Annotated in this window: 18 protein-coding genes; 10 read left to right on the top strand and 8 right to left on the bottom strand. The window is 69.4% G+C overall.

Annotated elements, in window-relative coordinates:
* Window positions 1-36: 36 nt before the first annotated feature.
* Window positions 37-2,256, top strand: a complete 2,220-nt coding sequence (locus CLV71_RS11815; RefSeq protein WP_133902745.1) for a discoidin domain-containing protein — start codon at window positions 37-39, stop codon at window positions 2,254-2,256.
* Here CLV71_RS11815 and CLV71_RS11810 read toward each other — a convergent pair.
* Entirely contained in the window at window positions 2,253-3,485 is a 1,233-nt protein-coding gene (locus CLV71_RS11810; RefSeq protein WP_133902744.1) for an ROK family transcriptional regulator, read from the bottom strand. The genes CLV71_RS11815 and CLV71_RS11810 overlap by 4 nt on opposite strands.
* A 220-nt stretch (window positions 3,486-3,705) precedes the next feature.
* Here CLV71_RS11810 and CLV71_RS11805 point away from each other — a divergent pair, with 220 nt between their 5' ends.
* The 6 genes from CLV71_RS11805 to CLV71_RS11780 all read left to right on the top strand — a co-directional run bounded on the left by CLV71_RS11805 (window position 3,706) and on the right by CLV71_RS11780 (window position 11,092).
* Window positions 3,706-5,370, top strand: coding sequence for an ABC transporter substrate-binding protein (locus CLV71_RS11805; protein WP_133902743.1), 1,665 nt, complete (start codon window positions 3,706-3,708; stop codon window positions 5,368-5,370).
* Between the two features lie 153 nt (window positions 5,371-5,523).
* Entirely contained in the window at window positions 5,524-6,564 is a 1,041-nt protein-coding gene (locus CLV71_RS11800; protein WP_133902742.1) for an ABC transporter ATP-binding protein, read from the top strand.
* Window positions 6,564-7,544, top strand: coding sequence for an ABC transporter permease (locus tag CLV71_RS11795; protein ID WP_133902741.1), 981 nt, complete (start codon window positions 6,564-6,566; stop codon window positions 7,542-7,544). The genes CLV71_RS11800 and CLV71_RS11795 overlap by 1 nt, the downstream gene beginning before the upstream one ends.
* Before the next feature lie 3 nt (window positions 7,545-7,547).
* On the top strand, window positions 7,548-8,531 hold the full coding sequence (locus CLV71_RS11790; protein ID WP_133902740.1) for an ABC transporter permease: 984 nt from the start codon (window positions 7,548-7,550) through the stop codon (window positions 8,529-8,531).
* The gene (locus tag CLV71_RS11785) at window positions 8,528-9,661 is read left to right on the top strand and encodes an ABC transporter ATP-binding protein (RefSeq protein WP_133902739.1); all 1,134 of its coding nucleotides are present in this window, start codon (window positions 8,528-8,530) and stop codon (window positions 9,659-9,661) included. Before CLV71_RS11790 ends, CLV71_RS11785 begins: the two co-directional genes overlap by 4 nt.
* Before the next feature lie 36 nt (window positions 9,662-9,697).
* Window positions 9,698-11,092, top strand: a complete 1,395-nt coding sequence (locus CLV71_RS11780) for a GH1 family beta-glucosidase (protein WP_208297526.1) — start codon at window positions 9,698-9,700, stop codon at window positions 11,090-11,092.
* 68 nt (window positions 11,093-11,160) lie between these two features.
* Here the strand turns inward: CLV71_RS11780 and CLV71_RS11775 are convergent, their stop codons facing one another.
* From CLV71_RS11775 to CLV71_RS11765, 3 genes are read right to left on the bottom strand one after another with little or no spacing between them, the layout of a single operon-like run.
* Entirely contained in the window at window positions 11,161-13,422 is a 2,262-nt protein-coding gene (locus CLV71_RS11775) for a heavy metal translocating P-type ATPase (protein ID WP_133902737.1), read from the bottom strand.
* Window positions 13,415-14,308, bottom strand: coding sequence for a hypothetical protein (locus CLV71_RS11770; RefSeq protein ID WP_133902736.1), 894 nt, complete (start codon window positions 14,306-14,308; stop codon window positions 13,415-13,417). The genes CLV71_RS11775 and CLV71_RS11770 overlap by 8 nt, the downstream gene beginning before the upstream one ends.
* A gap of 5 nt (window positions 14,309-14,313) precedes the next feature.
* Entirely contained in the window at window positions 14,314-14,520 is a 207-nt protein-coding gene (locus CLV71_RS11765) for a heavy-metal-associated domain-containing protein (RefSeq protein ID WP_166664053.1), read from the bottom strand.
* Between the two features lie 125 nt (window positions 14,521-14,645).
* On the opposite strand from CLV71_RS11765, the gene CLV71_RS11760 reads away from it, so the two are divergent.
* Together CLV71_RS11760 and CLV71_RS11755 are read left to right on the top strand one after the other, a co-directional pair.
* Window positions 14,646-14,891, top strand: a complete 246-nt coding sequence (locus CLV71_RS11760) for a phosphopantetheine-binding protein (protein ID WP_133902734.1) — start codon at window positions 14,646-14,648, stop codon at window positions 14,889-14,891.
* Window positions 14,892-14,980: 89 nt separating this feature from the next.
* Window positions 14,981-15,187, top strand: a complete 207-nt coding sequence (locus CLV71_RS11755; RefSeq protein WP_133902733.1) for a hypothetical protein — start codon at window positions 14,981-14,983, stop codon at window positions 15,185-15,187.
* On the opposite strand, the gene CLV71_RS11750 is transcribed toward CLV71_RS11755, so the two are convergent.
* From CLV71_RS11750 to CLV71_RS11740, 3 genes are all read right to left on the bottom strand, one after another.
* Window positions 15,184-16,005 carry an endonuclease/exonuclease/phosphatase family protein gene (locus CLV71_RS11750; RefSeq protein ID WP_133902732.1) on the bottom strand — a complete coding sequence of 274 codons (822 nt, stop codon included), beginning with the start codon at window positions 16,003-16,005 and terminating at the stop codon, window positions 15,184-15,186. The genes CLV71_RS11755 and CLV71_RS11750 overlap by 4 nt on opposite strands.
* Before the next feature lie 76 nt (window positions 16,006-16,081).
* Entirely contained in the window at window positions 16,082-16,603 is a 522-nt protein-coding gene (locus CLV71_RS11745) for a DUF1697 domain-containing protein (RefSeq protein WP_133902731.1), read from the bottom strand.
* Between the two features lie 9 nt (window positions 16,604-16,612).
* Window positions 16,613-17,485, bottom strand: a complete 873-nt coding sequence (locus CLV71_RS11740) for an oxidoreductase (RefSeq protein ID WP_133902730.1) — start codon at window positions 17,483-17,485, stop codon at window positions 16,613-16,615.
* Between the two features lie 98 nt (window positions 17,486-17,583).
* On the opposite strand from CLV71_RS11740, the gene CLV71_RS11735 reads away from it, so the two are divergent.
* Complete coding sequence (locus CLV71_RS11735; RefSeq protein ID WP_133902729.1) at window positions 17,584-18,147, top strand: TetR/AcrR family transcriptional regulator; 564 nt, start codon at window positions 17,584-17,586, stop codon at window positions 18,145-18,147.
* On the opposite strand, the gene CLV71_RS11730 is transcribed toward CLV71_RS11735, so the two are convergent.
* A complete protein-coding gene (locus CLV71_RS11730; protein WP_133902728.1) occupies window positions 18,137-19,234 on the bottom strand; it encodes a calcium:cation antiporter in 1,098 nt (365 codons plus the stop codon). The two genes, CLV71_RS11735 and CLV71_RS11730, sit on opposite strands and share 11 nt — an antisense overlap.
* Between the last annotated feature and the right edge of the window lie 106 nt (window positions 19,235-19,340).

Here is a 19,340-nt window from a genome sequence, read left to right as displayed (position 1 = left end):
GTCCCTGCTCCTCTGAATCGATTTACAGGTGGTCCCATGAAACGCCTGATCGTCTCTCGATCCCGGCGGGTGCTGGTGGCTGTCACCGCGCTCGTCACCGCAGCGGCGGCTATTGCCGTCGGACCCGCCGCCAGTGCCGCGCCCCTCGCGTGTGGCACGACCAACGCCGCGCTCAACCGTCCCGCCACCGCATCCTCCACCGAGAACGCCGGCACGCCCGCGAGTGCCGCCGTCGACGGGAACACCGGCACCCGCTGGGCGAGCGCCTTCGCCGACCCGCAGTGGCTGCAGGTCGACCTCGGGTCGTCCCGGCAGGTCTGCCGGGTCGGGCTGAACTGGGAGGCGGCCTTCGGGCGTGCGTTCCAGGTCCAGCTGTCCAACGACGGGAACAGCTGGACGAACGTCTACTCCACCACCACCGGCGCGGGTGGGAACCAGACGCTCGACGTGTCCGGCTCCGGCCGCTACGTGCGCGTCAACGGCACGGCACGTGCCACGCAGTACGGCTACTCGCTGTGGGAGCTGAGCGTGTTCACCGACGACGGTGGCACCGGACCGGTCGTCCCGCCGACCGACCCGGTCAACCCGAACTTCGGGCCCAACGTGTTCGTCTTCGACCCGTCCACTCCACAGTCGACGATCCAGTCACGGGTGAACACGATCGCGTCCACGATGCGCACCAACCAGTTCGGCACGCAGCGCTACGCCGTGCTGTTCAAGCCCGGCACCTACAACGCCGACATCGACCTGCGGTTCTACACACAGGTCGCCGGGCTCGGGCTGCTGCCGGACCAGGTCAACATCAACGGGCACGTCCGCGTCGAGGCCGACTGGCTCCAGCAGGGCGACAACCCGGGCAACCTCGGCAACGCCACGCAGAACTTCTGGCGCTCCGCCGAGAACATGTACGTCCACCTCCCGGCCGGACAGATCGAGCGCTGGGCCGTCTCACAGGCGGCGCCCTACCGGCGCATGCACCTGTCCGGCCAGGTACAGCTGTGGAACGGCGGTGACGGCTGGGCCTCCGGCGGCCTGATCGCCGACTCGCGGATCGACGGCGTCGCCGTCTCCGGTTCACAGCAGCAGTTCTACACCCGCAACAGCGACCTGAACGGCGGCTGGAACGGCTCGGTCTGGAACATGGTGTTCACCGGCACGAACGGCGCGCCGGCCCAGAACTTCCCGAACCCGTCGCACACGGTGGTCGCCAACACGCCGAAGATCCGGGAGAAGCCGTTCCTGTACTGGAACGGGTCGCAGTACCAGGTGTTCGTCCCGGCACTGCGGGAGAACTCGCGCGGCACCTCGTGGGGTGGCGGCAACCCGGCAGGCACGTCGATCTCGCTGGCGAACTTCTTCATCGTCCAGGAGGGCACGCCTGCTTCGACCATCAACGCGGCGCTGGCGCAGGGCAAGCACCTGCTGTTCGCGCCGGGTGTCCACCACCTGAACGACACGATCCGCGTCACCAACCCGAACACGGTCGTGCTCGGCCTCGGCCTCGCGACGCTCACCCCGGACACCGGCCTGCCGGCCATCACGGTGTCCGATGTGGACGGTGTGAAGCTCGCGGGCATGCTGATCGACGCGGGCCCGCAGAACTCGCCGACGCTGGTGCAGATGGGTCCGGCCGGGTCGTCCGCGAGCCACTCGGCGAACCCGTCGTCGCTGCACGACGTGTTCTTCCGGGTCGGCGGCCAGCACGCGGGCAAGGCCACGGTCTCGTTGCAGGTCAACAGCAACGACGTGATCGGCGACCACATGTGGTTGTGGCGTGGCGACCACGGCACGGGCATCGGGTGGAACACCAACACCGCCCAGAACGGCCTGGTGGTCAACGGCAACAACGTGATCATGTACGGGTTGTTCGTCGAGCACTACCAGCAGTACAACGTCGTCTGGAACGGCAACGGCGGCCGGACGTACTTCTTCCAGAACGAGATGCCCTACGACCCGCCGAACAACGCGACGTGGGGTTCGAGCGGCGGTGGTGCGCTCGGCTGGGCCGCGTACAAGGTGGGCGACAACGTCACCACGCACGAGGCGTGGGGGCTTGGTGTGTACTGCTTCTTCAACACCAACCCCGCGGTGACCGCGAGCCGGGGCTTCGAGGCGCCGAACCGTTCCGGCGTCCGTTTCCACGACCTGGTAACGGTTTCGCTGGGTGGCGTCGGCACCATCAACCGCGTCATCAACGACACCGGTGAGGTGGCGAACCAGCCGCACCAGGTGAGCTACCTGCCGAACTACCCCTAGATGGCGGGGACCTTGGGCCGGACCCTCGGGTCCGACCCAAGGTTCAGCAGGGTCTCGACGGGCAGGGTCGCGGCGCCGACGGCGACCGCGTCCTGCCCGAGCTCACACAGGACGATCGACGTCTGCTCGTAGGCGTGGCGCAGTGCGTGCGCGGCCGTGGCGGTGCGGATCTCGGGCAGCAGCCGGGAACCCAGCGCCACCCCCGCCCAACCGCCGAGCACTATGCGTTCCGGGTTGAACAGGTTGACCAGGTTGGAGATCCCGGCACCGAGGTAGCCGACGGTCGCTGCGACGATGTCCGCGGCGGTCGAGGACCGCTCGACCGAGTCGAGGAGGAAGTCCAGTTGGGACTGTTCGTCGGTACGCGGGATCGCCCGGCCGCCACGGGCTCTGCGGTAGCGGTCGAGGATGCCCTCCGCGCCGACGTAGGCCTCCAGGCACCCGAGCGCGCCGCAGCGGCAGGGGCGGCCGTTGAACATGAGCGTGGTGTGGCCCCACTCCCCCGCGCTGCTCGTCGCGCCCCGGTAGGTGGTGCCGTCGGTGATCACCGTGGCGCCAACCCCTGAGCCGATCAGCGCGATCACGGCGTGCCGGGTGCCCCGGCCGGCGCCGAACCACATCTCTGCCTGGCCCAGCGTCTTCGCGCCGTTCTCGACGAAGACCGGAACCGTGATGCCCTCCGCGCGCAACAGGGCCGCCAGCTCGACGCCGTCCCAGCCGATGGTCTGGGCGTGCACGCGGACCGTGGCGCCCTGCTCGACCGTGCCCGGCACGCCGATGCCAACGCCGATCAGCGAGTCGTCGCTCACGCCAGCCACCCGCAGCAGCTCGCCGAAGCCCTCGGCGATCATCCGGCCGACCACGGCGACGTCGTGCGCGCGCTCGCCACCGAGTGGCCGCACGACCGTGGCGAGCCGGGTCATGGCAAGGTCGAAGATCTCCATGGTCACGCCGGTCTCGCCGACATCGATGCCCACCACGTGGCCGTAGGCCGGGTTGACCCGCAGCAGCACGCGCGGGCGGCCGCCGTCGGACTCCACCAGCCCCGCCTCGACCACCAGGCCGTCGTCGATCAGCTCACCCACCACGTTGCTCACGGTCGCGGCCGACAGGCCGGTGTGGCCGCCGAGCTCGTGGCGGGACAGCGGCCCGTCGAAGAACAGGGTGGACAGCAGCGTCGACCGGTTGCGCCTTCGCAGGTCGCGGACCGTCGCACGTCTCGGCCGCATGAGCCACCATCCCTTCAACCGATCGGGTCAGCCTAGCCAGCCGAACGATAGCGCCTTTATTCGCGTCTTGAAATAAGACTAAGTTCGTTACTTGTTCGTTATTGACGTGACCCGGCTCACCGAGTTGACTTCGCCTCCAGGCGGGTTCGGCCACAGTGTTCATGATCGCTCCGCAAGCTCCGCGAAAACGTTCCCTTTCCCGACAAAGGAGTCCGGTCCCATGCGACTCAGGCGAAAGGCCGTGGCCGTCGCCGCGGCGTTACTCGTACTCTCCGGTCTGGCGGCGTGTGGTGACGGCACCACCGACGCCGCCGACAACGAGGCCGGCGTGCTCAACGTCGGTATGCCCAACGGCCCGCAGACGGAGAACCACAACCCGTTCCTCCCGTCCGCCGCGAGCAACTCGCTCGGGTACCGGTGGGCGCTCTACGAGCCCCTCGTGATGTTCAACCAGGTCAAGCCCGCCGAGGACGGCAAGCCGTGGCTCGCCACGGAGTGGACCTGGTCGGAGAACTACCACAAGCTCGAGCTGACGATCCGCGACAACGTGAAGTGGTCCGACGGCCAGCCGCTGTCGGCCGAGGACATCGCGTACACGTTCACGCTGCTGAAGACCACGCCCGCGCTGAACATCAACGCGATCCCCTACGGCGACGTCACCGCCGAGGGCAACAAGGTCACCGTGACCTTCAGCGCCTCCCAGTTCGTGAACCAGATGGACATCCTGACCCAGACCCCGATGGTGCCCAAGCACCAGTGGGAGAAGATGTCCGACCCCGCCACCGACACCGTGAAGGACCCGGTGGGCAGTGGCCCGTACACGTTGAAGACCTTCACGCCGCAGACCGTCACGCTGACGGTGCGCAAGGACTACTGGCAGGACCTGCCGAAGGTGAAGGAGCTGCGCTACACCTCCTACACCGACAACAACGCGCAGACCACCGCGCTGGCGAACGGCTCGTCCGAGTGGGCGTTCACGTTCATCTCGAACTACAAGGCGGTCTACGTCAACAAGGACCCGCAGCACCACAAGCTGTGGTTCCCGCCGGTGCTCGGTGTACACGGCCTGTTCCTCAACACCGAGCAGAAGCCGTTCGACAACCCGATCCTGCGCCGCGCGATGAACATGGTCATCAACCGCAAGGACGTCTTCACCCAGGCCGAGTCGGGTTACTTCTACCCGGAGGTCACCAGCGTCACCGGCATCCCGACACCCGCGGGTGACTCGTTCCTCGCCGACGACTACAAGGACAAGACCTTCAAGGTCGACGTCAACGGCGCGAAGAAGCTCCTGACGGACAACGGGTTCACCTATCAGGGTGACAGCCTGGTCGACCCGACCGGCCAGCCGGTGAAGATCACCCTGTCCGACCCGGCGGGCTGGTCCGACTACATCACCACGCTCGAGATCCTGAAGGACAACTTCTCCGACATCGGCATCGCCGCCACGGTCGACAAGGCGAACCAGGACAACTGGACGTCCAACGTGGACGCCGGGCAGTTCGAGGCCGTCATGCACTGGACCAACAACGGCGCGACCCCGTACGACCTGTACCAGTCCATGATGGATGGTGCACTGTACAAGCCGCAGGGTCAGTCCGGCGTCAACGGCAACTGGGGCCGCTTCCGCAACGCCGAGGCCACCACCGCGCTCGACCAGTACGCGAACGCGGCGGACGACGCCTCCCGCAAGGCGGCGATGGACGAGCTGCAGAAGATCTACGTCGAGCAGGCGCCGGTCCTGGTCACCGGTGCGGCCAACGCGGGTGGCGAGTACAGCACCCTCCACTGGGTCGGCTGGCCGGACGAGAACAACCAGTACGCACCGGTCCAGCCCACGCAGCCCAACGCGCTGGACATCATCCTGCACCTGAAGCCGGCGTAGTAAGGGGCGCACAATGATCTCGCGCGCGCGTTGCCCAGCCCCCACCCGATCCCGGGGGCGTCCCGCCTTGCCAGTCTACCGGTGCGGGGCCGTATGGCCTCGTTGTTACCGGTGGGTTGTGGACAACTTCGCTGCTGTGGACAAAGGGCTCCGATGACCGCGAGTAACGCACCGGCCGCCTCCGGCACCACCGACGTGGTGCTGGAGGCGGCTGGGCTCACCAAACACTTCCCGATCAGGCGCAGGCTGCGCACGCTCTTCGGCGAGCAGCGGGCCGTGCACGCCGTCGACCACGTCGACTTCGTCCTGCGGCGGGGGCGGGTCACCGCGATGGTCGGCGAGTCCGGGTCGGGCAAGTCGACCGTCGCCCGGGTCATGGCCCAGCTCGTCAGGCAGACCGGCGGCAAGGTGCTCCTGCACGGCGAGCCGGTCAACGCGCACGGGCGGGGGTTCCGCGCCTACTGCAGGCGCGTCCAGATGGTGTTCCAGGACCCGTTCGCGTCGCTGAACCCCATCCACACCGTGCGCTACCACCTCACGCGGGCGCTGAAGATCCACCACAGCGACGCCACCGCGGCGGAGCTGCTCACGAGGGTGGCGCTCACGCCGCCGGAGCGGTTCCTGTCGAAGTTCCCCCACGAGCTGTCCGGCGGGCAGCGCCAGCGGGTGGCCATCGCGCGGGCGCTCGCGGCCGGGCCGGAGGTGCTGCTCGCCGACGAGCCGGTGTCCATGCTGGACGTCTCCATCCGGCTCGGGGTGCTGAACCTCCTCCGTGACCTGCGCGACCGCCTCAACCTGGCCATCCTCTACATCACCCACGACATCGCGTCGGCGCGCTACTTCGCCGACGAGGTGCTCGTGATGTACGCGGGCCAGGTCGTCGAGGGCGGCAGCGGCGAGGCGGTCACCCAGCACGCCGCGCACCCCTACACGCGGCTGCTCATCGCGTCGGCGCCGGACCCGGACCGCATCGCGGGCCAGGCGTTGGACGTCGAGGACGGCGGGACCGGCGAGCCGCCGAGCCTGATCGCCCCGCCCGCGGGGTGCCGGTTCAACCCGCGCTGCCCGCACGTCATGGCCCGCTGCAGGGTCGAGACACCGCCACGCCTCGCCGTCGAGTCCAACGGGGACGGTCCGCACTGGGCCGCGTGCTGGCTGTACGACCCGAAGACCGTGGCCGAGGAGGCGAGCTGATGGGTTACCTCCTGCGCCGCATCGGGTTCTACGTGTTCACCGCGTGGGCCGCCATCACGATCAACTTCTTCCTCCCCCGGCTCATCCCCGGCGACCCCGTGCAGTCGCTGATCGCGCGCTCGCGCGGGCAGCTCGACGCGAACGCCATCCAGTCCCTCTACATCCTCTTCGGGCTCGACCACCAGAAGAGCATCGTCTCGCAGTACGTCGACTACCTCGGCCAGCTCTTCCGGGGCGACCTGGGCCTCTCGTTCACGTTCTTCCCCACGCCGGTGTCCGAGGTCCTCTCCGACTCGCTGCCCTGGACGCTCGGCCTCGTCGGCCTCACGACGGTCGTCAGCTTCTTCCTCGGCACGCTCCTGGGCGTGCTCGGCGGGTGGTGGCGTGGCTCGTGGGTCGACGTGGTCATGCCGGTCACGACGTTCCTGTCGTCGATCCCCTACTTCTGGCTCGGCCTCGTCGCCATCACGCTGTTCGCCGACCAGGGCGGCGCCTTCCCGTCGTCCGGTGGCTACGACCCCGGTGTCGTGCCGAGCTGGGACATGGACTTCGTGTGGAGCGCGGTCTACCACAGCCTCCTGCCCGCCATCACGATCCTGATCACGTCGATGAGCGGCTGGGTCCTGTCGATGCGCAACATGATGCTCACGGTGTCCTCGGAGGACTACATCACCGTCGCGCACGCCAAGGGGTTGTCCGAGCGTCGGGTGATGATCAACTATGCGGCACGCAACGCGTTGCTGCCCAACGTTTCCGGCTTCGCGCTGTCGCTCGGGCTGATCGTCGGCGGCACGCTGCTCGTCGAGATCGTGTTCTCCTACCCCGGCGTCGGGTTCCAGCTGTTCCAGGCGGTCGGCGCGAAGGACTACCCGCTCGTGCAGGGCATCTTCCTGATGATCACGCTGTCGGTGCTGGTCGCGAACCTGCTGGCGGACCTGATCTACCTCCTGCTGGACCCGCGCACCAGGAAGGAGGGCTGAGCCATGGCGATGCCTGCCGCCGACACCATGTCGGTCCTGCCACCCGACGAGGCTCCCCCGCCGTCGAGCAGGAGACGCCGCAGGCGGCTGCGGTTCCTCGCCAACCGCAAGGCCGTCATCGGGATGGTGCTCTTCGGGTTCTTCTGCCTGCTCGCGATCTTCGGGCCGATGCTCGCGCCGTACGACCCCGGCAAGCGCGGCGACCAGCTGCTCATCCCGCCGTCGGGTGACCACTGGTTCGGCACCACGCACCTCGGGCAGGACCTGTTCAGCCAGATGCTCGACGGCTCGCGCAGCGTCATGCTCGTCGGGCTCGTCGCGGGCGTCGTGGCGACGGTGCTCGGCGTCGTCATCGGCGTGACGTCCGGGTATCTGTCCGGGCTCGGTTCGGAGAGCCTTTCCGCGCTGTCCAACGTGTTCCTCGTGATCCCGGCCCTGCCGCTGATCCTGATCATCACGCTGTCGCTGCCCGACACCGACGACATGACGATCGCGCTCGTGATCGGGTGCACGTCGTGGGCGTGGGGCGCACGGGTGCTGCGGGCGCAGACGCTTTCCCTGCGCCGCAGGGACTACGTGGAGGCCGCGCGGGCGACCGGCGAGTCGACGTGGCGGATCATCGGGTTCGAGATCCTGCCGAACCTGACCGCGGTGATCGCGGCGAGCTTCATCGGCACGGTGATCTTCGCGGTGCTCTCGGAGATCACACTCGCCTTCATCGGCGTGCCAGGGGTTTCCGAGTGGAACTGGGGCGCGATCCTGTTCTGGGCGCAGAGCCAGCAGGCACTCGCGCAGGGCGCGTGGTGGTGGTTCGTGCCACCCGGCGTCGCGATCGCCCTGCTGGGCACGGGTCTGGCGCTGCTGAACTTCGGCATCGACGAGTACGTCAACCCGCGTCTGCGGTCCAGTGCGGGTTCGACGGTCCACGGCGTCAAGATGCGGGTCGGCTACACGCCGGTTCTTCCAGCGAAAGGACGCGGGAAATGAACGAGTCCCGGCCGCCCTCGAAAACCACCGCCTCAGGGGAACGTGGCGCAAGCCAGCCACAAGTACGTGACCAGGCCGCACACGAACAAGCCAACGCGACCAACAGGGACAGGTCCGGGGAGGCGGAGCTGCGCGAGCCCGTTCTGGAGATCAAGAACCTCAACGTGAACTACGGCCTCGGCGACGAGGGCGTGCACGCGGTGCGGGACGTGAGTCTCACGCTGCACCGTGGCGAGGTTCTCGGACTGGCCGGGGAGAGCGGCTCGGGGAAGTCCACGCTGGCCTACGGGATGCTGCGGCTCCTGCCACCTCCTGGTGTGATAACCGGCGGGAGCGTGCTTTACCACCCGCGCGACGGCGAACCCGTCGACCTGTTGACGTTGTCCACCTCGCGGCTGCGGCGGTTCCGGTGGGCCGAGGTCTCGATCGTCTTCCAGGGCGCGATGAACTCGCTCAACCCGGTGCACACGATCGCGACCCAGCTGTGTGACGTGATCGCGGCGCACGAGCCGAGGACCAGCCGCGCGGTGCAGCGCTCGCGTGCCAAGGACCTGCTGAAGCTGGTCGGCATCAACGCGGACCGGCTGAACAGCTACCCGCACCAGCTCTCCGGTGGCATGCGGCAGCGGGTGATGATCGCGATGGCGCTCGCGCTGGAGCCGCGTGTCGTGGTCATGGACGAGCCGACCACCGCGCTGGACGTGGTGATGCAACGGCAGATCCTCGCGCAGCTGGTGGAGCTGCGGGAACGGATCGGGTTCTCCGTCCTGTTCATCACGCACGACCTGTCGTTGCTCGTGGAGTTCTCCGACCGGATCGCGATCATGTATGGGGGCTCGATAGTCGAGTCGGCGCGGGCGGCGGACCTGTACCGCGAGTCGCTGCACCCGTACAGCGACGGTCTGCTGCACTCCTTCCCCGCGCTGCGCGGACCGCGCCGCGAGCTGACCGGCATCCCCGGCTCGCCGCCCGACCTGCGGGCCATGCCGAGCGGGTGCGCGTTCCATCCCCGCTGTCCCAAGAAGTTCGAGCCGTGTGCGGACCAGACGCCGATGTTGACGGCACAGCCCACGGGCGATCGGGAGGTGGCGTGCTGGCTGCACGTGGCCGAACGAAGCTTGTCGAAGTGAGCAACTGATACGGAGGGTGGATCTTTGGATACCACGGTGACACGGGAGTCCGCGGACGAGGCGGCGCTGATCGCGAGCCTGCCGACGGACTTCCGGTGGGGGGTCGCGACGTCCGCCTACCAGATCGAGGGCGCACACGACGAGGACGGGCGCGGACCGTCCATCTGGGACACCTACTGCCGCACCCCCGGCATGGTCGAGGGCGGCGAGAACGGTGACGTGGCCTGCGACCACTACCACCGGATGCCTGCCGACATCGCGCTGATCAAGTCGCTCGGCGTGGACGTCTACCGGTTCTCCGTCGCGTGGCCGAGGGTACAGCCGGGTGGCCGGGGCCCGGCGAACGAGGCGGGTCTGGACTTCTACGACCGCATGGTGGACGAGCTGCTGCGGTCCAATGTGGATCCGTGGGTCACGCTGTACCACTGGGACCTGCCGCAGGAGCTGGAGGACGCGGGCGGCTGGCCGGAGCGCGACACGGCGTACCGGTTCGCGGACTACGCGATGCTGGTGTTCGACCGGCTGCAGGACCGCGTGCGTACGTGGACGACGCTGAACGAGCCGTGGTGCTCGGCGATGCTCGGCTACTACGAGGGCCGCCAGGCGCCCGGCCGGCAGGACTTCGGCGACGCGATGGACGCCGTGCACCACCTGCTGCTCGGCCACGGCCTTGCCGCGCAACGGATGCGGGCGGCCGCGACCGAGCCGATCCAGCTGGGCATCACGCTCAACATGGGCACGGCCACGGCCGCGACCGAGAGCCTCGCGGACCAGGAGGCCGCGCGGCGGGCGGACGGCCTCGGCGCCCGGATCTACCTGGACCCGTTGCTGCGCGGGCAGTACCCGGGCGACATCATGGACGACCTGTCCGTGCGTGGGATCAAGATGCCGGTGATCGACGGCGACCTCGCGATCATCAGCCAGCCGATCGACGTGCTCGGCGTCAACTACTACTCGAGCCACCGGTTCTCGGGGGTGGACGCCGACGGGCGGACCGAGGACGCGGACGGCAACCCCGTCTCGTCCACAGTTCCGTTCGGCCGCCCGGTGACGGCCATGGACTGGGAGATCGTGCCGGAGGGCTTCACGCAGCTGCTCGTGCGGCTGTCGAAGGAGTACCCGGGCATCCCGCTCGTGATCACGGAGAACGGCGCGGCGTTCGACGACCTGCCCGACCCGTCCGGCTTCGTGGCCGACCACGACCGCACGGCGTACCTGTCGGCCCACATCGCGGCGGTCGCGGCGGCGCGGCAGCAGGGCGCGGACGTGCGGGGCTACTTCGCGTGGTCGCTGATGGACAACTTCGAGTGGTCCTACGGCTACGCGAAGCGGTTCGGCCTGGTGCACGTGGACTACGACACCCAGGTCCGCACCCCGAAGCAGAGCGCACTCTGGTACCGCGACACGATCCGCCGGGTCCGCGGCTACTAGGCCCCCGCCCGAACGCACTGAAGGACGCCTTCGTAACGCCCAGCGTTAGGAAGGCGTCCTTCAGTGCGTTAAGCCGCCTGCAGCTCCTGCCGGGTCGCCACGGGATCCGGTGTCGCGGGGGTTTCGTCCCTCGGCACGGTGAACCGGCGCAGCCGCAGGCTGTTGGTGACCACGAAGACCGAGCTGGCCGCCATGGTCAGGCCGGCGAGCATGGGGTTCAGCAGGCCCGCGGCGGCCAGCGGAATGGCCGCCACGTTGTAGGCGAACGCCCAGAACAGGTTGCCCTTGATGACCGCGAGGGTGCGGCGGGACAGGCGGATGGCGTCGACCGCCGCGCGGAGGTCGCCTCGGACCAGGGTCAGGTCGCTGGCCTCGATGGCCACGTCCGTGCCCGTGCCCATGGCGAGCCCCAGGTCCGCCTGGGCGAGTGCGGGCGCGTCGTTGACGCCGTCGCCGACCATGGCCACCACCCGCCCGGCCGACTGGAGCTGCTCGATCGCCTCGACCTTGCCTGCCGGCAGGACGCCCGCGATCACCTCGTCGATGCCGACCTGGGCCGCCACCGAACGGGCCACCGTCTCGTTGTCACCGGTCAGCATCACCGGGGTCAGGCCCAGCGCACGCAGGCGGGCCACCGCCTCGGCGCTCGTCGGCTTCACCGTGTCGGCGACCATCAGCAGGCCGCGCACCGACCCGTCCCACGCGACCGTGATCACCGTTCGGCCCTGCGCCTCCGACGCCGCCTTGGTCTCGGCCAGCGACTCCGGCAGCGCGGGCAGCCACTCGTCGTCCACCACGCGGCCCGCGGCCACGAGATGGCCCTCGACCGTGCCCCGGACGCCGAGTCCTTCCAGGGCAACGAAGTCCGTGACCGGTGGCAGCGGGCCAACCGCGCGGCCCGCGTCCGCCACGGCCCGCGCGATCGGGTGCTCCGACGCGTCCTCCAGCGCCCCCGCCAGTCGCAGGAGCTGCTCCTCGCCCACACCGTCGGCGACGGCCGCGTCCACCAGTGACATCCGGCCGGTCGTGAGGGTGCCGGTCTTGTCCAGCACCACCGTGTCCACGCGCCGCGTCGACTCCAGCACCTCCGGGCCCTTGATCAGGATCCCCAGCTGCGCCCCGCGCCCGGTGCCGACGAGCAGGGCCGTCGGTGTCGCCAGCCCCAGCGCACACGGGCACGCGATGATCAGCACGGCCACCGCGGCGGTGAACGCGGCCGACGGATCGGCCCCGCCGCCGAGCCAGAAACCCAGCGTGCCGAACGCCAGCACGATCACGACCGGCACGAACACCGCCGACACCCGGTCCGCCAGCCGCTGCACGGCCGCCTTGCCCGTCTGCGCCTGTTCGACCAGCCTGGCCATCTGCGCGAGCTGCGTGTCCGCGCCGATCCTCGTCGCCGTCACGACCAGCCTGCCGCCGACGTTGACCGTCGCGCCGACCACCTGCGAGCCCGCCGACACCTCGATGGGCAGCGACTCGCCGGTCAGCATGCTCGCGTCGACCGCGGAGGCGCCCTCCTCGACGATCCCGTCGGTCGCGATCTTCTCGCCCGGCCGCACGACGAACCGGTCGCCGACGGCCAGTCGCTCGATCGCGACCCTGGTCTCCAGCCCGCCACGCAGGACCGCGACGTCCTTGACGCCCAGCGACAACAGCGCCCGCAGCGCCGAACCGGCGCGGCTCTTCGCGCGGGCCTCGAAGTACCGGCCCGCCAGGATGAAGGTCGTGACGCCGGCCGCGACCTCGAGGTAGATGTTGCCGCTGCCGTCGCTCGCCTCGACGGTCAGCCGGAACGGGTGCTCCATGCCGGGAACCCCGGCCGTGCCGAGGAACAACGCGTAGAGCGACCACGCGAACGCGGCGGTCGTACCCATCGAGATGAGCGTGTCCATGGTGGCCGCGCCGTGCCGCAGGTTCAGCCACGTGGCGCGGTGGAACGGCAGCGCGCCCCACACGATCACCGGCGCGGCGAGCACGAGCGACGCCCACTGCCAGTAGTCGAACTGGAAGGCCGGGACCATCGCGAGCACGACCACCGGCACGGTCAGCACCACGCTGACCAGCAGACGGGTGCGCAGTGCCAGGACCTCGGCGTCCGCCGGCGCCGCCACCGCGACCTCGACGGCCGGGACGCGGGCGGTGTAGCCCATCTTCTCGACGGTCGCGATCAGGTCCTCCGTCGGTACGTCCGTCGCCGTGACCAGCGCCTTCTCGGTGGCGTAGTTGACGCTCGCCTCGACGCCGCCGATGCGGTTGAGCTTCTTCTCGATCCGCGCGGCACACGACGCGCACGTCATCCCGCCGATGACCAGCTCGACGTCACTCATGTCCGTGCTCCCCCGCGACGACGGTGAACTCGGCGGTGCGGACCACGTCTCCGTGCCTGAAGTCCAGGAACAGGCGGTACGTGCCGGTCGAGGGCACCTCCGCGTAGAACACGATCGACGGCCCGGCCCGCTTCGACTCCTCCGGGTGGACGTGCAGGTAGGCGAGGTCGCCCTGGCGCAGCGCGACCAGGTGGCCGTATGCGCCGAGGTAGGGCTGCAGGTCGGTGACCGGCACGCTGTTCCTGTCCACGGTCAGGGTCAGCCTGCTCGTCGTGCCCGGGGTCAGCTCACCGGACAGTGTCACGCGGTAGTCGTCGACGGCGTAGGTCAGCGCCGGCGCGGGCAGCGGGACCGGGGTGTAGGCACCCGAGACCGGGACGTCCGCGCCGAGCGTCAGACCGTCCTCCGCGCCTGGCAGGAGGAAGTCGGCGAAGACGCGGTAGTCGCCCGCGCCCGCGAGGGTCAGTGGGACGCGCCAGGTGCCGTCGGCGGCCATCTCGGGGTGGACGTGCCGGAAGCCGGACAGGTCGCGGCGCGCGACGATGAGGTGCATGTTCCTGTCGTGCGTCTCGGCGAACTTCGTGACCGCGTGGCCGTCAGGACCGACGATCCGGAACGCGAAGTCCGACGGGGTGCCCGCGGCCAGGCCACTCGACAGCACCTGCAAGGACGTGCCGTCCTGGCTGACCTGCAGGCCCTTCGGGACCGGGGCGGTGTGCTCCGCACCGTGGCCCTCCTGCTCGGCCATGCCGTCGTGCTCCTCGGCGGCGGCAGGCTGGTTGCCGATCGGCCCGGAGAGCTGCCCGATCCCGTAGGCGCCGCCGAACACGGCGGCGACCACGAGGGTCAGCCCGCCGATCCTGCGCCCCGCGCCCGTGCCGGCCATCGGTGTCAGCTCGCCAGCTCGTACCCGGCCTCGTCGACGGAGGCCCGGATGGTCTCCACGTCGATGGGGTCGTCGCTGGTGACGGTGACGCGGCCGGTCTCGAGGTCGACCTGGACGTCCGTCACGCCGGGGATCGACGACACCTCCTCGCGCACCGACCCCACGCAGTGCGCGCAGGTCATCCCGGTCACCGTGTACGTGTTCGTCGTCACCCGTCGCTCCTCGTCGTCCGGCTCCTGCCTCAAGCCTACCATACCCCCCCACGGTATGCGCGCAAGAGGGATTCGTGCTCAGTTCGAGGACCCGGTGCGACGCTGACGGTGTGACAGCTGCGGCGATGACCCGAGAAGGCCTCGTGGCCGCCATCGCCCGCGTGGCGGAGGTGCCGGCCGCCGACCTGTCCGACGACACCGACCTGATCGCGGTCGGCCTCGACTCGCTCGGCTTCATGCGTCTCGTCAACGAGTTACGCGTGCTCGGCCTTCCCGTGACCTACGCGGACCTCGCGGGTGAGCCGACACTGGGCGCGTGGTGGGCGCGGATCGCCTCGATCCTCGCGCACAACCCCTATCTGGCGGCGTGAATCCGTCACGGTGGCCCCGTGGGGCATTAACCGCGCACTGAGTTCCCGGACACTGGTGGGTAATTGGTGACCGGAGTCACACTTTTCCCATGACAACGCTGGAAGAGATGGGCATCGTGATGCGGGCAGTGCCCGGCCCACGCGCCGGCGTCCACGAGGTCGCCGACTGGTACAGCCGCAAGGCCCACCTGCTCGACCGCCTCGCGGGTGACCTGGCCGGGACCGAGGCCGTGCGCATGCACAGGCAGGCAGTTCTCGCACGGCGGCGTGCCGCCAAGCTGATGTCACCTTCCTAGAACAGGGTCGGCGGCATAGCCGCCTCGAAGGGGTCGCAGGTGTCGAGCCGACTGCCGACCCCACAACCGAAACGCAGCGACAGTCCTGAGTGGTCGGTCAGCCGCGTGGTCCTCGGCTCGTGCACGTACTCGCACTCGACCAGGTCCTCGGCCAGCGCCTTGCTGCAGTGTGCGTGGTCGTAGCGGTAACCGTCGCCGGAGCGGCCGATCCAGCTGTGCTCGACCTGTTCTGGGTACAGGTGGCGGAAGGCGTCGACGAGCCCGTGCTTGTCCGTGAGGCCCCGGTAGAAGTCGTACTCGAACCACCGGAACGACGTGTACACCGGCTCGTGGTCCGGCTCGACGATGTTGAGGTCGCCGAGCAGCACGGTCTGCGTGCCCGCCTCGGCGAGTCCCGGCGTGCCGAGCGCGGCGGAGAACTCGGAAAGGAAGCGCCGCTTGCGTTCCGTCTTCTCCGCGGTCGCGTCCCTGGTCGGGACGTAGGTGCCCAGCACGCGAACAAGGCCCGCCTGGGTGGAAATCATTACCCCTGTCACCCGATCGGGTAGATATGACACGAGTTTGCCGATCGGGTCGGCTTGGACCGGAAGTTTGCTGACTACCATCACGCCACACTCGGTCGGCGCCGGTTTCGGGTACAGGACGGCGTATCCGGCGGTCCGGAACGCGTCGGCCAGGTGTTGGCAGCCGTCACTCGTCCTGGTCTCGGTCAGCACGAGGACGTCCTCGTGCCTGGTGGCGAGCCACGCCAGCTGCCGGTGGGCACGTTCTTCCGACGGGCTGCCGATGTTGAGGGTCAACAAGCTGAGACCGGACATGGCAAGTGATGGTAGAGACGAGATCGCGGTGACCAGAATCGGGCGGCATGGTCCGACCAGTCGGTCCCGGCTTGGACTACGCCTCCGCCATCGCCAGGAGTTTCGTGACCGTGTTCCAGTTGCGGACCGTGGCCACCTGGCCTTTCCTCGTGGGGAACGCGGCCATCAGCCTGGATTTCTGGAAGCCGCCCGGCAGCCAGAAATAGGCTTCGCGCTCGGCGAGGTGCACCAGCTCCGGCTCGTACTCCGCCGGGTCGATCTCCGGCCAGTCCCCCGGTCCGTCCAGGAAGGACACGGCGTACCGGGTGGGATCGGTGACCACGTCGCGAAAGGGGTCCGCCTCGACCACGGCACGCAGCTCCGGCCCGGTGCGTAGTACACAGTCGACAGTGAAGCCGGCGCCCTCGGCGAGCGCCGACTCCAGCTCCCTGCGCACCGTGGCCGGCTTCCTGCCGGTCTCGAACACAGCGTTCCCGCTCTGCAGCAACGTGCGCACGTTCTCGTACCCGAGGTCGGTCAGCCACGACCGCAGGTCCGCCATCGCGACGCGACGCCTCGAGCCGAGGTTGATGCCGCGCAACAGAGCCACATGGATCATTTCCGAACCCTATCCCCGGAGCGTGCCCAACGGGTCGATGTTGGAGTCGGTCAGGTCGGCGTAGTCCGTGGACACCGACAGCTCGCGCCACCGCTCGTCCGCGTCCGCCCGTGCCCGTTCCACCGACGACGCGAACGCCACCGCGTCGCTGCCGAGCAGCAGGCGCACCGGCGGGTCGTCCAGCTCCACCACCTCCAGCACCACGTCCGCGACCTTCGCCGGGTCGCTCGCGGCCTGACCCATCAGCTTGTCCCGCAACGCGTTCACGCGGCCGACGGTCGGCTCGTAGGCGGGCGACACCGGGTGGACGGTCATGGACGAGCCCGCCCAGTCGGTCCGCATGCCACCGGGCTCGAGGACCGTGACCCTGATGCCGAGCGGCGCGACCTCCTGCGCGAGCACCTCCGAGAACCCGCCGACCGCGAACTTCGCCGCCTGGTAGGCCGACAGGCCGGGTGTGGTCACCCTGCCACCGACCGACGACACCTGGACGATGTGCCCACCGCCCTGCTCCCGCAGGACCGGCAGCGCGGCCTTGGTGACGTTGACCACCCCGAACAGGTTCGCGTCGACCTGCGCGCGGAAGTCCTCGGCCGTCATGTCCTCGACGGACGCGGTGTTGGCGTAGCCGGCATTGTTGACCACGACGTCGAGCCTGCCGAACTCCTCGACCGCGACCCGCACCGCCTCGGCGGCCGCCGCCTGGTCGGTGACGTCCAGTGCCACGGTCGCCACCCGGTCGCCGTACCGGCCGGCGAGGTCGGCCAGCTGTTCCGGCTTCCTGGCGGTCGCGACGAGCGAGTGGCCCGCGGCGAGCACCGTCTCCGCGATCTCGCGGCCGAGGCCGCGTGAGCTGCCGGTGACGAGGAAGACCTTCGACATGATCGTTCCTAACTGACTAGTTGGTTAGCTTCTGCACTCCAGAGAAGCACGCAGCGGGTCGGCTGTCAACTAGACGGTTAGTCAGGTATCGTGGCGGGATGGCTGGTGACGCGGAGGCGACGCGGCGGCGGCTGCTCGACGCGGCGGCCAGGGAGTTCGCCGAGCACGGGATCGCGGGCGCGCGGGTCGACCGGATCGCCGCAGAGGCACGCAGCAACAAGGCGCAGATCTACCACTACTTCACGAACAAGGACGGCCTGTTCGAGGCGGTGATGAGCGAGCTGGCGAACGACACCATGAGCCAGGCCCCCATCGACGCCACCGACCTGCCCGGGTACGCGGGCAGGCTGTTCGACCGGTTCGTCGACGACCCGGTCAAGGAGCGGCTCGCGAAGTGGTACCGCCTGGAGGGCGAGGGCTACGCGGCCGTCGAGGTGGTCGTGGCGAGCACCCGCGACAAGATCGCGGCCATCACGAAGGCGCAGGAGGACGGCCTCGTCTCCACCCGGTACTCGCCGGTGGAGCTGCTGGCGCTGGTCGTGCACCTGGCGTCGCTGTGGAGTGCCGTGACACCCGAGGTCGGCGCCCACATCGAGGCCATCCCGCTCGAGCGGCGGCGCGAGGTCGTGGTCGACGCCGTGGCCGCGCTGCTCAGGGACTGACGGCCAGGAAGAGGAACGCGGCAAGCAGCACCAGGTGCACGCCGCCCTGCAGGCGGGTGGCCCGGCCCGGCACGATCGTCAGCACGCTGATCACCATCGTCAGCACGAACAGCACCAGCTGCGTCGGCCCGAGCCCGAGCACGAGCGGGCCGTCGAGCCAGACCGACGCGAGCGCGATGGTCGGGATGGTGAGGCCGATGCTCGCCATCGCGGAGCCGTAGGCGAGGTTGAGGCTCGTCTGGACCCGCCCCCGTCGCGCGGCACGCACCGCGGCGAGGGTCTCGGGCAGCAGCACGAGAACCGCGATCACCACGCCGACGAACGACGGCGGGAACCCCACGGCCGCGACGGCGTCCTCGATCGCGGGCGACTCGACCTTGGCGAGGCCCACCACGGCGACCAGCGACACGAGCAGCAGCCCGAGGCTCGTCAGCGCGGCCCGCGTCGTGGGTGGCGGGGCGTGTTCCTCGGCGTCGTTCTGCTCGGTGTTCTGCGCGACCGGCAGGAAGAAGTCCCGGTGCCGCACGGTCTGTGTCAGCACGAACATCGCGTACAGGGCGAGCGACGCCAGCGCGGCGAACGTCAGCTGCGCAGGTGAGAACTCCGCGCCGGGCTGGCTCGTCGTGAAGGTCGGCAGGACCAGGCTGAGCGTGGCGAGGGTCGCGACGGTCGCGAGCGCGGCACCGCTGCCCTCCGCGTTGAACAACGTCACGTGGAAGCGCCGCGCGGCGACCAGCAGCGAGAGCCCCACGATGCCCGTGGTGGACAGCATGAGCGCGGCGAACACGGTGTCCCTCGCCAGCGACCCCGAGTCCTTCCCTCCCGACACCATGAGCGTGACGATCAGCGCCACCTCGATGACCGTGACCGCGACGGCCAGCACGAGCGACCCGAACGGCTCCCCCACCCGGTGCGCGACCACCTCGGCGTGGTGCACCGCGGCGAGCACGCCCCCGGCCAGCACGACGGCCACGAGCACGACGAGAACGGTCCCGAGGTCGCGTCCCCAGGCCGCCGCGAGCGCCACGACACCGAGAACGGGAACGACGAAGGTCCAGCTCAGCCAGGCGCTCCGGTCCGCTCCCACGTCCCGACACTATCCGGGGGCCATGCCGACGCGCCCGCCATGCCGACCGTTATGTCCGGTTGGTCACACCGGTTGATGACAGTCCGTGCGCACGGGGTCGCCGGTA

Source organism: Actinophytocola oryzae (genome assembly GCF_004364325.1).
Classification (GTDB): domain Bacteria; phylum Actinomycetota; class Actinomycetes; order Mycobacteriales; family Pseudonocardiaceae; genus Actinophytocola; species Actinophytocola oryzae.
This window is presented reverse-complemented; position numbering and strand designations above follow the sequence as displayed.